General features: G+C 70.8%; 14 protein-coding genes. 6 read left to right on the top strand and 8 right to left on the bottom strand.

Going from position 1 to position 14,358, the window contains the following annotated elements:
• Positions 1-39: 39 nt before the first annotated feature.
• Positions 40-900, bottom strand: a complete 861-nt coding sequence (locus ACZ5OX_RS03555) for a GNAT family N-acetyltransferase (protein WP_465628550.1) — start codon at positions 898-900, stop codon at positions 40-42.
• Between the two features lie 255 nt (positions 901-1,155).
• Between ACZ5OX_RS03555 and erpA the strand changes: the two genes are divergently transcribed.
• The gene (gene erpA, locus ACZ5OX_RS03550) at positions 1,156-1,509 is read left to right on the top strand and encodes an iron-sulfur cluster insertion protein ErpA (protein ID WP_316520866.1); all 354 of its coding nucleotides are present in this window, start codon (positions 1,156-1,158) and stop codon (positions 1,507-1,509) included.
• A gap of 68 nt (positions 1,510-1,577) precedes the next feature.
• Here the strand turns inward: erpA and ACZ5OX_RS03545 are convergent, their stop codons facing one another.
• Positions 1,578-2,258 (bottom strand): hypothetical protein, encoded by a 681-nt coding sequence (locus ACZ5OX_RS03545; protein ID WP_465628549.1) that lies wholly within the window; start codon positions 2,256-2,258, stop codon positions 1,578-1,580.
• 124 nt (positions 2,259-2,382) lie between these two features.
• Entirely contained in the window at positions 2,383-2,589 is a 207-nt protein-coding gene (locus ACZ5OX_RS03540) for a hypothetical protein (RefSeq protein ID WP_449790752.1), read from the bottom strand.
• Between the two features lie 273 nt (positions 2,590-2,862).
• Here ACZ5OX_RS03540 and ACZ5OX_RS03535 point away from each other — a divergent pair, with 273 nt between their 5' ends.
• Positions 2,863-3,840, top strand: coding sequence for a carbohydrate kinase family protein (locus ACZ5OX_RS03535; protein WP_402405398.1), 978 nt, complete (start codon positions 2,863-2,865; stop codon positions 3,838-3,840).
• Between the two features lie 10 nt (positions 3,841-3,850).
• Here the strand turns inward: ACZ5OX_RS03535 and ACZ5OX_RS03530 are convergent, their stop codons facing one another.
• Positions 3,851-5,410, bottom strand: a complete 1,560-nt coding sequence (locus ACZ5OX_RS03530) for an aminotransferase class V-fold PLP-dependent enzyme (RefSeq protein ID WP_465628548.1) — start codon at positions 5,408-5,410, stop codon at positions 3,851-3,853.
• A gap of 363 nt (positions 5,411-5,773) precedes the next feature.
• On the opposite strand from ACZ5OX_RS03530, the gene ctaC reads away from it, so the two are divergent.
• From ctaC to ACZ5OX_RS03510, 4 genes are all read left to right on the top strand, one after another.
• The gene (ctaC, locus tag ACZ5OX_RS03525; protein ID WP_392869423.1) at positions 5,774-6,628 is read left to right on the top strand and encodes an aa3-type cytochrome oxidase subunit II; all 855 of its coding nucleotides are present in this window, start codon (positions 5,774-5,776) and stop codon (positions 6,626-6,628) included.
• On the top strand, positions 6,625-8,400 hold the full coding sequence (gene ctaD / locus ACZ5OX_RS03520; protein WP_449790750.1) for an aa3-type cytochrome oxidase subunit I: 1,776 nt from the start codon (positions 6,625-6,627) through the stop codon (positions 8,398-8,400). Before ctaC ends, ctaD begins: the two co-directional genes overlap by 4 nt.
• Positions 8,400-8,816, top strand: a complete 417-nt coding sequence (locus ACZ5OX_RS03515; RefSeq protein WP_392869420.1) for a cytochrome c oxidase subunit 4 — start codon at positions 8,400-8,402, stop codon at positions 8,814-8,816. The genes ctaD and ACZ5OX_RS03515 overlap by 1 nt, the downstream gene beginning before the upstream one ends.
• 173 nt (positions 8,817-8,989) lie before the next feature.
• A complete protein-coding gene (locus tag ACZ5OX_RS03510) occupies positions 8,990-10,246 on the top strand; it encodes a L,D-transpeptidase (protein ID WP_465628547.1) in 1,257 nt (418 codons plus the stop codon).
• Between the two features lie 8 nt (positions 10,247-10,254).
• Here ACZ5OX_RS03510 and ACZ5OX_RS03505 read toward each other — a convergent pair whose 3' ends face one another.
• From ACZ5OX_RS03505 to qcrC, 4 genes are all read right to left on the bottom strand, one after another.
• Positions 10,255-10,626: a GntR family transcriptional regulator gene (locus ACZ5OX_RS03505; protein WP_465628546.1), complete on the bottom strand. Its 372-nt coding sequence runs from the start codon at positions 10,624-10,626 to the stop codon at positions 10,255-10,257.
• A gap of 103 nt (positions 10,627-10,729) precedes the next feature.
• On the bottom strand, positions 10,730-12,391 hold the full coding sequence (gene qcrB / locus ACZ5OX_RS03500; RefSeq protein ID WP_449807199.1) for a cytochrome bc1 complex cytochrome b subunit: 1,662 nt from the start codon (positions 12,389-12,391) through the stop codon (positions 10,730-10,732).
• Entirely contained in the window at positions 12,388-13,440 is a 1,053-nt protein-coding gene (gene qcrA / locus ACZ5OX_RS03495) for a cytochrome bc1 complex Rieske iron-sulfur subunit (RefSeq protein WP_449790746.1), read from the bottom strand. Before qcrA ends, qcrB begins: the two co-directional genes overlap by 4 nt.
• Positions 13,441-13,448: 8 nt before the next feature.
• The gene (gene qcrC / locus ACZ5OX_RS03490; RefSeq protein ID WP_360353819.1) at positions 13,449-14,258 is read right to left on the bottom strand and encodes a cytochrome bc1 complex diheme cytochrome c subunit; all 810 of its coding nucleotides are present in this window, start codon (positions 14,256-14,258) and stop codon (positions 13,449-13,451) included.
• Between the last annotated feature and the right edge of the window lie 100 nt (positions 14,259-14,358).

Below are 14,358 nucleotides of genomic sequence, written 5' to 3'. Positions count from 1 at the left end.
CACGGCCCCGCCGGCATTCCGGCGGGGCCGTACGCGTGCCTACAGGAACGCCCCGCTCGGCAGGTACGGCGTCGGCGGCCGCATCCCGCGCACCCCGACGAAGCCGCCGGCCCGCGGCGTCAGCCCCACCTCCAGCCCGACGTCCAGCGCCCACTCCTGCTCCGCGGTCAGGTGCTCCACCCGTGCCTCGACGCCGTCCGGCACCCGGGCCAGCGCCTCGCGCAGCAGCCGGGCGGCGATCCGCTTGCTGGTGGCCGCGAGCAGCCGCACCACGCCGCCGTCCCGGTAGCAGTAGCCGCTGCCGGCCAGCGCGTCGGCGATCAGCAGCTCCTCGAAGTGGCCCAGCATCAGCTCGTGGTCCGGCCCGTGCGCGGACCCGCGCAGCCGCCGGTCCACCGAGTCCAGCAGGTGCAGGTGGGTCGCGTTGCCGCGGTGCACCGGGATGTCCCCGGGGTCGAGCAGCCCGTCCCGGTCCACCCGTCCGGCCAGCCGCATCGCCGGGTGCAGGGTGAACCCGGCCAGCCGGTAGCGGCGGGCCGCCGCCGGGGAGTCCGCGGCGCAGACCATTCCGCGCAGGCAGCCCCGGGAGTGCGCCGCCGCCCGCTCCAGCAGCAGCCGCCCGACGCCCTTGCCCTGGGCGGACGGCCGGACGGCGAACAGGGAGGGCGCCCACAGGCCCTCCCGACGGATCGACAGCACCGCCCCGACCGGCTCGCCGCCGCTCTCGGCCAGCCAGCAGCCCCCGGGATCGGTGCGCGCCAGGTGTCTGGTCCCGGCCAGCCGCAGGGGCGTCGGCCCCGGCGCCGCCCCGGCCGGGGAGGTGTCGGCGAACGCGGCGTCGGCGAGCTCCCGGACGACCTCCGCGTCCGCGGCGGTGTCCCTGACCGGGCGAATGATCATGAGGACCATCCTGGCGTCCGGCGGCCCGCCGCGGGGCCGGTTCACCCGGATCCACGACCTCGGGACCGCGCGACGGTGACCCGCCGTCCGGGGGTGTGCGAGCATGGGGAGCGTAGGGGACGCGGGTGGCACACCCGGCCCACGGATATCCAGCCGCGAACAGGCCGCGCAATTCATCGCCCACCCGGGAAATGAAACCGGACGGCGGTTGGTTGGCACTGGCGGCAGACCGTCGTCAAGACCGGGAGAAAGCAGATGACCGTCCAGGACGAGACCACCGTCGAGAGTGGCATCCTCCTCACCGATGCCGCCGCGGCCAAGGTCAAGGCCCTGCTGGAGCAGGAAGGCCGCGAGGACCTCGCGCTGCGCGTCGCCGTCCAGCCCGGCGGCTGCTCCGGCCTGCGTTACCAGCTGTTCTTCGACGAGCGCTCGCTCGACGGCGACGTGATCAAGGACTTCAACGGTGTCAAGGTCGTCACCGACCGGATGAGCGCCCCGTACCTGGGCGGCGCCACCGTCGACTTCGTCGACACCATCGAGAAGCAGGGCTTCACCATCGACAACCCGAACGCCACCGGCTCCTGCGCCTGCGGCGACTCGTTCAGCTAAGCCCGCTGCGGAAGGCGGCCCCGGGGTCACCCCGGGGCCGCCTTCTCGTTCCTCCGGCCGCGGCGCGGCTACCGTCCGGCGACGTCCGGGCTCACCGGGTCAGGCCCGATGTGCGGGTCGCCCTCCAGCGGCACCTCCTGGCCGCTGGTCCGGTCCACCACGGTCCGCCCCGCCAGCGGCGAGCGCAGGTCGGCCGACACCGACTGTCGCTTGGCCAGGGCGTTGCACACCTGACCCGGCTGGACGGTCGGCGGTCCCGGCACGACCAGCACGTCCACCCGGCCCGGCTGCGACTCGTCCGCCTTCAGCGCGTACGTGCTGCAGACCCCGCCGAAGAAGTAGACGGTCAGCTTGGTGGTGCCGTCCACCCGGTAGCCGACCGGCGGGCGCACCGGCGAGCCCGACCCGTTCGGGTTCGGCTCGCCCACCGCGATCCCGTTGCCCGGGGGAGTGGCCGGGGCCGGCTGCCCGGGCGCCGGCGAGGCCGCCGTGGCCGTCTGGCCGGCCGGCGGCTGAGCGGCACCGGAAGCCGGCCCGGTCGCGGCCGCCGAGGACGGGCTCGCGGAGTCCGCCGGGGCCTGCGCGGAGGCACTCGCCGAGGCGGAGGCGGCGCCCGCGCCGCTCACCGCCGAGTCCGAGGCGGACTTGCCGCCCCCGTCACAGCCGGCCACCGTCACCACCGCCGCCAGTGCCAGAGCGGCCAGGGCCACCGCCCGCCGACCACGCCGGGGCATCGTCTCCAGGTCCATCTGCACATCCTCCCGAGGGCTCAGCGGTGCCGCCTCCTCGCCGCTCCGCGCGGATGTGACGTGCTCCGGTCGGATCCGGTTCCGCCCCGGTCCCGACCCGTTCCGATAACCCGGCCCGGCGGGCTCAGAACCCGTACTCGGCCATCCCGGCGACCACCCGCCGCGCGCCGGAGGGCACCCGGAAGCCGGTCGGCGAGGGAGCGGCGGGCTCCGGGCCGGCCGCGACCTCGGGCCAGAACCGGCGCAGCCGCCGGGAGGAGTCCACCAGGGCGTCGAGCGTCTCGCCGTCCTCGGTCCGCAGGACGGGCGGGGCGCAGTGGTCGGTCGTCATCGGTATCGCTCCGATCCGGGGCCGTGGCCACGCTGCCACGGTCTTCGACGGGGCCCGCACGACGGGCCCTCCACGGCCGACCCTAGGCAGCGGCCCGGCCGCCCACCAGTGCTACCGGGAGGTAGTACACGTTGGGGGGCAACGGGTGCCACCCTGGCCTTACGGGCGGCAACTTGCGGCACTCCTGCCTGGGCGCTCCCCGGGGCCGGGTACCGTGGGTGGGTTCATCCCCGCCTGCCCGCTGGCCCAGCAGCCACCCTGAGGAGACCTTCCGTGCGTATCGCCGTCGCCGGCTCGATCGCCACCGACCACCTGATGACGTTCCCGGGTCGGTTCGCCGACCAGCTCGTCGCCGAGCAGCTGCACACCGTGTCGCTGTCCTTCCTGGTCGACGCCCTGGACATCCGCCGCGGCGGCGTCGCGCCGAACATCGCCTTCGGCATGGGGGTCCTCGGCCTGCGCCCCGTCCTGGTCGGCGCCGCAGGCGCGGACTTCGCCGAGTACCGCAGCTGGCTCGAGCGCAACGGTGTGGACTGCGACTCCGTCCACATCTCCGAGACCCGCCACACCGCGCGCTTCATGTGCACCACGGACGAGGACCACAACCAGATCGCCTCGTTCTACACCGGCGCCATGGCCGAGGCCCGCAACATCGAGCTGAAGCCGATCGCCGACCGCGTCGGCGGCCTGGACCTCGTCCTGATCGGCGCCGACGACCCGCAGGGCATGGTCCGCCACACCCAGGAGTGCCGCACCCGCGGCTACGCCTTCGCCGCCGACCCCTCCCAGCAGCTGGCCCGCCTGGAGGGCGACGACATCCGCGAGATCGTGGACGGCGCCGCGTACCTCTTCACCAACGAGTACGAGGCCGCGCTGATCGAGAGCAAGACCGGCTGGGGCGCCGAGGAACTGCTCACCCGCGTCGGCACCCGGGTCACCACCCTGGGCAGCAAGGGCGTGCGGATCGAGCGCAAGGGCGAGGCGCCGATCCTGGTCGGCTGCGCCAAGGAGGAGGCCAAGGTCGACCCGACCGGCGTCGGCGACGCCTTCCGCGCCGGCTTCCTGGCGGGCCTGTCCTGGGACCTCGACCTTGAGCGTTCCGCCCAGCTCGGCTGCATGCTCGCCACCCTGGTGATCGAGACCGTCGGCACCCAGGAGTACGAGCTGCGCCCGGCCACCTTCCTGAAGCGCTTCGAGGAGGCCTACGGCGCCGAGGCGGCCGGCGAGATCGCCGCGCGCCTGGTCAAGTAGTCCGCCCCGCTCAGGAGCGGCGCACCACGAGGTAGGCCGAGCCCCGGTCGCCGCCGTACTCGGCGGCCGGGGCCTCGCCCGCGTACTCCTGCCCGCGCATCCCGCACCAGGCCGGGATGTCCAGCCGGGCCGCGTCGTCGTCCGCCAGCACGACGACCGTGCCGCCCGGCGGCACCTCGCCGATCCGCTTCGCCAGCTCGATCACCGGCAGCGGGCAGCGCTTGCCCAAGGCGTCGATGACCGTGACTCGCCCGCTCGCCTCCGGGCGCTCGGACCCGGTGCCGACACTCGTCGCTCCGGCACTCCCTCCTTCGTCGGTCGCTTGTCGCTCCTCACTTTCGGCACCGGCGCGCCCTTCGGCTCGGGGCGGGGTGACTCGCCCGCCCACCTCAGGAGGCTCGGCGCCGGTGACCTCCACGGGCGCCGCCGGCGCCGGCAGGTCCAGCCCGAGCGGCGCCCGGACGCCGGCCACCACGTCCGGCAGCACCGCGAGGAAGCGCTCCACGTCGGCCTCGGCCGTTCCGTACGGCAGCGAGACCCGCACGTTCCCCTCGGTGAGCACTCCCATCGCCGCCAGCACATGGCTGGGCGTCAACGTGGACGAAGTGCAGGAGGAGCCGGAGGAGACCGCGAAGCCCGCCCGGTCCAGCTCGGTCAGCAGCACCTCCCCGTCCACGTACAGGCAGGAGAAGGTGACGATGTGCGGCAGCCGCCGCACCGGGTCGCCGACCACCTCGACCTCGGGCACCAGCCGCGGCACCCGGGTGCGGATCCGTTCGACCAGTGCGTGCAGCCGGGCGTTCTCCCGTTCGGCCTCGGCCCGTACGGCGCGCAGCGAGGCGGCCGCGGCCACGATCGCCGGGACGTTGACGTAGCCGGGCACCCGGCCGCCCTCGCGCTCGTCGGCCGGCAGCGGCGAGGCGTACCGGACGCCCTTGCGCACCGCCAGCACCCCGACCCCGGGCGGGCCGCCCCACTTGTGGGCGCTCGCCGTCAGCAGCGACCAGCCCGCCGGGACGTCCAACCGTCCGGCGCTCTGCGCCGCGTCCACCAGCAGCGGGACGCCGGCCTCGGCGCACAGCGCGGCGACCTCGCCGACCGGCTGCACCGTCCCGACCTCGTGGTTGGCGCTCTGCACCGCGGCCAGCGCGGTGTCCGGGCGCAGCAGCGCGCCGAGCGCCGCCGGGTCGACCCGGCCGCCCCGGTCCACCGGCGCCACCGAGACCTCGCCCCCGCCCGCCAGCTGGCGCTCGGCGACGTGCAGCACGCTGGAGTGCTCCACCGCGGAGTGCACGAAGTGGCCGCCGCGCCGCCGGTTCCCGGCCAGGGCGCCCAGCAGGCCCAGTTGGACGGCCTGGGTGCCACTCGCGGTGAAGGCGATCTCGTCGGCCCGCGCGCCCAGCACCGCGGCGACCGTCTCGCGGGCGGCGTCCAGCAGCATCCGGGCCTGCCGGCCGGAGCGGTACAGCCGGGCCGGATCGGCCCAGCCCTCGTCCAGGGCGGCGGTCAGGGCCTGCCGCGCGACGGGGTGCAGGGGGGCCGTCGAGGCCACGTCGAAGTACACGGTCACATTTAACGACACACCCGGTCCGCGACCCGGTCCGACCGCGCGACTCACCCGCCGTCAGTCGATCATCCCGAATGTCCGCTTCGTCCGCGCCCGACGGGCCGTCACGGGTGTCGTCCGAGGTCATCCCCCGATCGGGCGTACGGACCTCGAATGCCTGCGATGACCTGCGACGCAGCCCCTGCCGGGCCTGATCGGGCTAGCAGGCGGCGCGTTACCGGGGGCTGCCCGTCAGGAGCGCATAAGGCTGGAGTAGGGTTTGGCCCGCATAAGCATTCAAACCGTGCCCGTGGACGGGTCGCCGGGGAGGCTCACACTCCTCCCCGGGGCGACGCGAAGGCGGGCGAGACTTCGGGAAGGCGCTACGTGAGTCCCAACGGCTCCGACCGCTCGCCGCGGCGCACGATGCGGCGGAAGCTGCCTCAGGCGCTGGCACTGGGCCTCGTCATCGCGACCGCCACCGGCTGCTCGGCCAACGACCTCCCCAGGCTTGGCCTCCCGAGCCCCGTCACCGAGGAAGGGCCCATGGTCCTCCGGATGTGGCAGGGCTCCTGGATCGCGGCGCTGGTGGTCGGCGTACTGATGTGGGGTCTGATCATCTGGAGCGTGATCTTCCACCGGCGCAAGCGCACCGGTGTGGAGATCCCCCCGCAGACCCGGTACAACGTGCCCATCGAGGCGCTCTACACCGCGGTCCCCATCATCATCGTCTCGGTCCTCTTCTACTTCGTCGCCCGCGACGAGTCGAAGCTGACGCAGGTCTCCGAGAAGCCGCAGCACTACGTCAACGTGGTCGGCTTCCAGTGGAGCTGGGCGTTCAACTACGAGAACACCGAGACCCCCGACCCGGCCAACAAGGACGCCGCGTACGAGGTCGGTACGCCCAAGGACGCTCCGACGCTCTGGCTGCCGGTCAACGAGAAGGTGCAGTTCCGCCTCACCTCGCGTGATGTCATCCATGACTTCTGGCCCGTCAACTTCATGATGAAGATGGACGTCGTGCCGGGCGTGGTGAACAAGTTCGAGGTCACGCCGACCGTCAAGGGCGAGTACATGGGCAAGTGTGCCGAGCTCTGCGGCGTCGACCACTCGCGCATGCTGTTCAACGTCAAGGTCGTCGACCGTGCCGACTACGACAAGCACCTGGCCGAGCTTCGCGCCAAGGGCCAGAACGGTGCGGTGCCCTCCGGCCTGATCACCATGGGAAGTGAAGAGAAGTGACAATCCTCAACGAGCCCGCCGCGGCCGGCGGGGGCGCCGAGGCCGTCACGGTCGGGGCGCAGCGGACCCGGAAGCCGGGTTCGACCATCATCAAGTGGATGACCACCACTGACCACAAGACGATCGGCACGCTGTACCTGGCCACGTCGTTCGCCTTCTTCCTGATCGGTGGCATCCTCGCCCTGGTCATGCGCGCCGAGCTGGCTCGTCCCGGGACCCAGATCCTGTCGAACGAGCAGTTCAACCAGGCGTTCACGATGCACGGCACGATCATGCTGCTGATGTTCGCGACGCCGCTCTTCGCCGGCTTCGCGAACTGGATCATGCCGCTCCAGATCGGCGCCCCGGACGTGGCGTTCCCGCGTCTGAACATGTTCGCGTACTGGCTGTACCTCTTCGGTTCGACCATCGCGGTGGCGGGCTTCGTCACCCCGAACGGCGCCGCCGACTTCGGTTGGTTCGCCTACTCCCCGCTGTCCGACGCCGTGCACTCGCCCGGCATCGGCGGCGACATGTGGATCATGGGTCTGGCCTTCTCCGGCTTCGGCACGATCCTCGGTGCGGTCAACTTCATCACCACGATCATCTGCATGCGCGCTCCCGGCATGACGATGTTCCGGATGTCGATCTTCGTCTGGAACGTCCTGCTGACCTCGGTGCTGGTCCTGCTGGCCTTCCCGGTGCTGGCCGCCGCGCTGTTCGCCCTGGAGGCGGACCGCAAGTTCGGTGCCCACGTCTTCGACCCGGCCAACGGCGGGGCGATGCTCTGGCAGCACCTGTTCTGGTTCTTCGGCCACCCCGAGGTGTACATCATCGCGCTGCCGTTCTTCGGCATCGTGTCCGAGATCATCCCGGTCTTCAGCCGCAAGCCGATGTTCGGCTACTCCGGCCTGATCGCGGCCACCATCGCGATCGCCGGTCTGTCCGTGACGGTGTGGGCGCACCACATGTACGTCACCGGGCAGGTACTGCTGCCGTTCTTCTCGTTCATGACCTTCCTGATCGCGGTCCCGACCGGTGTGAAGTTCTTCAACTGGGTCGGCACCATGTGGAAGGGCTCGCTGAGCTTCGAGACCCCGATGCTCTGGACGGTCGGCTTCCTGGTCACCTTCCTCTTCGGTGGTCTGACGGGTGTTCTGCTGGCCTCCCCGCCGATCGACTTCCACGTCTCGGACTCGTACTTCGTCGTCGCCCACTTCCACTACGTGGTCTTCGGCACCGTCGTCTTCGCGATGTTCGCCGGCTTCCACTTCTGGTGGCCGAAGATGACCGGCAAGATGCTGGACGAGCGCCTCGGCAAGATCACCTTCTGGACGCTGTTCGTCGGCTTCCACACCACCTTCCTGGTGCAGCACTGGCTCGGCGCGGAGGGCATGCCCCGCCGCTACGCCGACTACCTGGCCGCGGACGGCTTCACCACCCTGAACACCGTCTCGACCATCGGCTCCTTCGTGCTCGGCCTGTCGATCCTGCCGTTCCTCTACAACGTCTGGAAGACCGCCAAGTACGGCGAGAAGGTCGCCGTGGACGACCCGTGGGGCTTCGGCCGCTCGCTGGAGTGGGCGACCTCCTGCCCGCCGCCGCGGCACAACTTCCTCACGCTCCCGCGGATCCGCTCCGAATCCCCGGCCTTCGACCTCCACCACCCGGAGATCGCCGCGCTGGACTACCTGGAGAACCACGGTGAGCCGGCCAAGCACCTCGCCGGCGTGACCCCGGCGAAGTACGACGCCCCGAAGCTGGACAAGGGCAACAAGGAGGGCGACGCCTGATGAAGGAACAGGGAAAGATCTTCCTGGGCCTGTCGGTCTTCGTGCTGGCGATGGCCCTGACCTACGGTCTGTGGACCAACCACTCGGACCTCGGCATCGAGGCCGCCGGTACCACCGCGCTGTTCCTGGCCTTCGGCCTCTGCGCGTTCATCGGGTACTACCTCGCCTTCACCGCCCGCCGGGTGGACAGCGGCGCGGGTGACAACCCCGAGGCCGAGGTCGCGGACGACTCCGGCGAGCTGGGCTTCTTCGCCCCGCACAGCTGGCAGCCGCTCTCGCTGGCGCTCGGTGGCGCGCTCGCCTTCCTGGGCGTGATCTTCGGCTGGTGGCTGATGTTCTGGGCCGCCCCGATCATCATGATCGGCATCTTCGGATGGGTCTTCGAGTTCTACCGGGGCGAGAACCAGAACCAGTAGGGTTCCCGCTTTCCGGCACCAGGGCCGGTCCTCCCGCACGGGAGGACCGGCCCTGCTGCATCCTCCAGGGTGACGGACTCACTCCGGTGGGTGAATCGGAAGTCCCCCGGATGTCGCTCCACCAGATGGCGTTCCTACGATCTGATCAATCGTGCGAACCTTCGGAGGCGGTCATGGCCGACAGGCGGGGAATCGCAACTCTCGGCGGCATCTCGCTGGCCCTCGCGGTGCTGGCCCCCCTGGCCGCCTGCACGGCCGGGGAGGAGGAGCCCGTCGGACCGCACCGGATCGACGCGGCCCCACTGGTCCACCTCTCCGCGAAGGACAAGGTCGACCCGTCCCAGCCGGTCACCGTGACCGCCGTCAAGGACAGCCGGCTCACCGACGTCACCGTGGTCGGCCCGGACGGCCGGGTGGTCGCCGGAAAGCTCGCCGAGGACCAGCGCAGCTGGCAGACCACCGGCCGGCTGAAGGCCGCCACCGCGTACGCCGTGCGGATCTCCGCCGACGACGGCAAGGGCGGCCGCGGCGACACCACGGCGAACTTCAGGACCCTCCCCGGCCAGCGCCTGCTCACCGCCAAGCTCGGCCCGGACTCCTCCGGCAGCGGCGTCTACGGGGTGGGCCAGCCGCTCACCGTGCAGCTCTCCGAGGCCGTGAAGGACCCGCAGGCCCGCCTGGAGGTCGAGCACGTGCTGACCGTCGGCTCCCAGCCCGCCGTCACCGGCGCCTGGTACTGGGTGGACGACAAGAACCTGCACTTCCGCCCGGAGGCCTACTGGCCGGCCGGGACGACCGTCTCGCTGGCCTTCGACGGCACCGGCAGCCGGATCGCCGACGGCCTCTACGGCGGTGACCGCAGCTCGCTGAAGCTGCGGATCGGCGAGCGGGTGGAGTCGGTGATCGACGCGGGGACCCACGAGCTCACCCTGAAGCGTGACGGCGAGGTGCTGCGGACCATCCCGGTCACCACCGGCAAGCCCGGCTTCGACACCCGCAACGGCATCAAGGTGGTGCTCGGCCAGGAGCGCTCGGTCCGGATGAACGGCGAGACCATCGGCATAGCGGCGGGCAGCGCGGAGTCGTACGACCTCGACGTGAAGTGGGCCACCCGGGTGACCTGGAGCGGCGAGTACGTCCACGCCGCGCCCTGGTCGGTCGGCTCGCAGGGCGTCGAGAACGTCAGCCACGGCTGTACCGGCATGAGCACCGACAACGCCGAGTGGTTCTACCAGCACACCAGGGTGGGGGACCTGGTGACGGTGGTGAACAGCCTCGGCGGCCCGATGGAGCCCTTCGGCAACGGCTTCGGGGACTGGAACGTGGCCTGGACGGAGTGGGTCAAGCACAGCGCCTCCGGACAGCCCGTCAGCACCACCTCACCGGTCTCCCAGGCCCCCGCCGCGGGGATGATCCGTCCGGAGCTCTGACGGGCCCGTCAGAGCTCCGGGTAGGCCAGCCGCAGCGCGGTGTCCACGGCGGCCAGGGCGTCGGCGTGGGAGATGCCCAGGCGGTGCGCGCGGGCGGCGTACTCGGCGGCGGCCTCGGCGGCCAGTCGGTGGGCGGTGTCCCCGGTGGCGGCGATCAGCGTGCCGCGCCGGCCGTGGGTCTCCACGACGCCGTCCGCCTCCAGCTCGCGGTAGGCCCGGGCGACCGTCCCGGCGGCCAGCCCCAGCTCCTCGGCCAGGGCCCGGACGGTGGGCAGCCGCAGCCCGGTCGGCAGTTCGCCGGAGCGGGCCCGCTCGGCGATCTGGGCGCGGATCTGCTCGTACGGGGGAGTGGCCGAGGCGGGGTCGACGGAGAGCTGCACGGGGGCTCCTGGTGACGCGGGCGGGTACGGGAAAGCCCGAGGGCCGCCGACCAGAAGAACTCTGGTCAGCGGCCCTCGGGGTGACTCGGTGGTGCCTACGGGATCAGTGGTGGCCGTGGCCGCTGGTGATCTCGTGGTGCTCCTCGGCGGTCGGCTTGGGGATCTGGCTGCCCTCGCCGTAGAAGCCGCGGGAGAGCTTGGCCCGGGTGCGGGTGAGGACGCCGGCCTTGCGGGCCACGCCGTTCTCGTCCGTCTGGGCCGGCAGCTCGACCGGCTGGTTCTGGTCGTGCGCGGTGAGCTTGTACAGGTCCTGCTGCGGCAGCTGGGCGTGCACCTCGATGAACTCGCCGTGCGGCAGGCGCTTGATGACGCCGGTCTCGCGGCCGTGCAGCACCTTCTCCTTGTCGCGGCGCTGGAGGCCGAGGCACCAGCGCTTGGTCACGATGAAGACCACGACCGGGACGACGAAGAAGCCGACGCGGACGAAGTAGGTCACCGAGTTGATCGACAGGTGCAGGTGGGTGGCGAACAGGTCGTTGCCACCGGCCATCAGCAGGATCAGGTAGAGGCTGATCCAGGCGGCGCCCAGGGCGGTGCGGACCGGGGCGTTGCGCGGGCGGTCCAGAATGTGGTGCTCGCGCTTGTCACCGGTGATCCAGCCCTCGATGAACGGGTAGGCCGCGATCGAGACCAGGACCAGCGGGAAGATCGCCAGCGGGACCATGACACCCAGGTTGAGGGTGTGGCCGCCCCAGACGCTGATCTCCCAGCCCGGCATGACACGGATCAGACCCTCGGAGAAGCCCATGTACCAGTCGGGCTGGGCGTCCGTGGAGACCTGGTCCGGACGGTACGGGCCGTACGCCCAGATCGGGTTGATCGTGGCGATCGCCGAGACGACGGCGATGAGGCCGAACACCAGGAAGAAGAAGCCACCGGCCTTGGCCATGTAGACCGGCATCAGCGGCATGCCGACGACGTTCTTCTCGGTCTTGCCCGGGCCCGCCCACTGGGTGTGCTTGTGGTAGAAGACCAGGATCAGGTGCGCCACCAGCAGGCCGAGCATGATGCCCGGGATCAGCAGCACGTGGATGGTGAAGAACCGCGGCACGATGTCGTGGCCGGGGAACTCGCCCCCGAACAGGAACATCTGGACGTAGGTGCCGATCAGCGGGACGGCGAGGATCGCGCCTTCCATGAAGCGGATACCGGTGCCCGACAGCAGGTCGTCCGGCAGGGAGTAGCCGAAGAAGCCGTCGAACATGCCCAGGACCAGCAGCAGGAAGCCGAAGACCCAGTTGATCTCACGCGGCTTGCGGAACGCGCCGGTGAAGAACACGCGCATCATGTGGACGAGCATCGCGGCCACGAAGACCAGGGCGGCCCAGTGGTGGATCTGACGGATCAGCAGACCGCCGCGGACCTCGAAGCTGATGTCCACCGTGGAGGCGTAGGCCTCCGACATCGGGATGCCCTTGAGGGGCACGTACGAGCCCTCGTAGACGACCTCGGCCATCGAGGGCTTGAAGAACAGCGTCAGGTAGACACCGGTCAGGATGATGATGACGAACGTGTAGAGGCAGATCTCGCCCAGCATGAAGGACCAGTGGTCCGGGAAGATCTTCCGCAGGTTGGCCTTGGCGAGGGAGTAGATCCCCAGCCGGCCGTCAGTCCAGTCAGCCGCGGCTTCCCACTTGTTGGCGGGCTTCTCACGCGTGCTGGAGGGCTTGGCGGCACCGGTCGTGGTGCTGCTCGCGCTACTCATCGAGCACGCTCCCAGTAGCTCGGGCCGACGGGCTCATCGAAGTCGCCGGTGGCGACCAGGTTGCCCTTCTCGTCAGTGATGATCTTCAGCTGCGGCAGCGGGTGGCCGGCCGGGCCGAAGATGACGCGGGCGCCGTCCGCCAGGTCGAAGGTCGACTGGTGGCAGGGGCAGAGCGCGTGGTGGGTCTGCTGCTCGTACAGGCTGATCGGGCAGCCGACGTGGGTGCAGATCTTGGAGTAGGCCAGGATGCCCTCGAAGCCGAGGTCCTTGGACTTCTCGTCCTTGATGTCCTCGGGCGCGATCCGGACCAGCATCAGGGCGTCCTTGGCGATCCGCTGCTGGAAGTCCTCGTCGTGCGTGGACAGGCCCTCGGGCATGGCGAAGGTGAGCGAGCCGACGACGATGTCCTCGGGCTTCATCGGCTGCATGGTGTTCATGTTGATGAGCGCCAGCGGCTTGGTCTCGGTCGCCTCCTTCCAACCGGTCTCCTTGAGCTTCTTCTCGGGAAGCGGGCCCAGGTCACGGAGCAGGACCACGCCGGAGAGCGGGACCAGCGCCATGGAGCCGATCAGGGTGTTGCGGATCATCTTGCGGCGGCCGAAGCCGGACTCGGCGGCACCGGTCTTGAACTGCTCGATGACGTCCGCGCGGACCTCGTCGGAGGCCTCGATCGGGTGACGCTCGGACGGCATCTCGACGTCCGACATCAGGGTGCGGGCCCAGTGGACCGCGCCCGCGCCGATCATGAACAGCGCCACGCCCAGGGTCAGGCCGAGCGCGAAGTTCAGCGCGCTGACGTGACCGAGCGGGAAGATGTAGACGATCTTGTCCGGGTCGATGGCCACGTACGAGGCGATGAAGCCGACGGTGGCGAGCATCGAGATCACGAACATCAGCGAGACCTGGCGCTCGGCGCGCTTGGCGGCCCGCTCGTCGATGTCGGTGCGACGGGGCTCGTGGGCCGGCAGGCCCGGGTCGGCGAACGGGCTGCCGTGGTCGGCCACCTCGCCGGCGGAGCCGTGCGGCTCCGGGAGCTTCTCTTCTGACATGTCGTGGCTCATGACTTCTTGGCCTTGGTGGTGTGGGCGGCGACCCAGATCGCGACCGCGATGAGCGTGCCGAGGCCGAAGATCCAGCCGAACAGGCCCTCGGTCACCGGACCGAGGCTGCCCAGGGTGAGACCGCCGGGGTTGGGCTCATCGTTGGTGGTGTGGCGGACGAAGGCCACGATCTGCTTCTTCTGCTCCTCGGGCATGGTGGTGTCCGGGAACGACGGCATGTTCTGCGGGCCGGTCTGCATGGCCTCGTAGATGTGCTTGGCGTCCACGCCCTCCAGCGACGGGGCGTACTTGCCCTTGGTCAGGGCACCACCCTGGCCGGCGAAGTTGTGGCACTGGGCGCAGTTGGTGCGGAACAGCTCGCCACCCTTGGAGATGTCCTCGGGGTTGGTCGAGGTGAACTGCTCCTCCGTCGGGGTCACCGGGCCGGGACCGAGGGAGGCGACGTAGGCGGCGAGCTGGTCGATCTCGGCCTGCGTGTAGATGTTCTTCTTGCGCGGGACCTGCGCGCCGGGCTGCTGGGCGGGCATGCGGCCGGTGCCGACCTGGAAGTCGACGGCGGCGGAGCCGACGCCGACCAGGCTCGGACCGTCACTGCTGCCCTGGCCGTTCAGGCCGTGGCAGGAGGAGCAGCCCACGGCGAAGAGCTTCTTGCCCTCATCGATCGCGAGCGACTGCGCGGCGACGTCGGCCTGCGCCTTGTCGGCGGGCGCGAACGCGGCGTACAGCCCCCCGGTTGCCGCCAGGGCGAGAAGTAGGACGACCAGCGCCGCCAATGGGTGGCGCCGTCGTGCGGAGAGCTTTTTCACGGAATAACCCCGGTGTCAGGATCTGGTCGACTGGTGGGTGCACCCGGCGGCCGGTCTGGCCGGCACGAGGCTGCCTGTCTAGGGCTGCGCGCGCGGTCGG

The organism is Kitasatospora sp. NPDC032121 (assembly GCF_055580145.1).
This window is presented reverse-complemented; position numbering and strand designations above follow the sequence as displayed.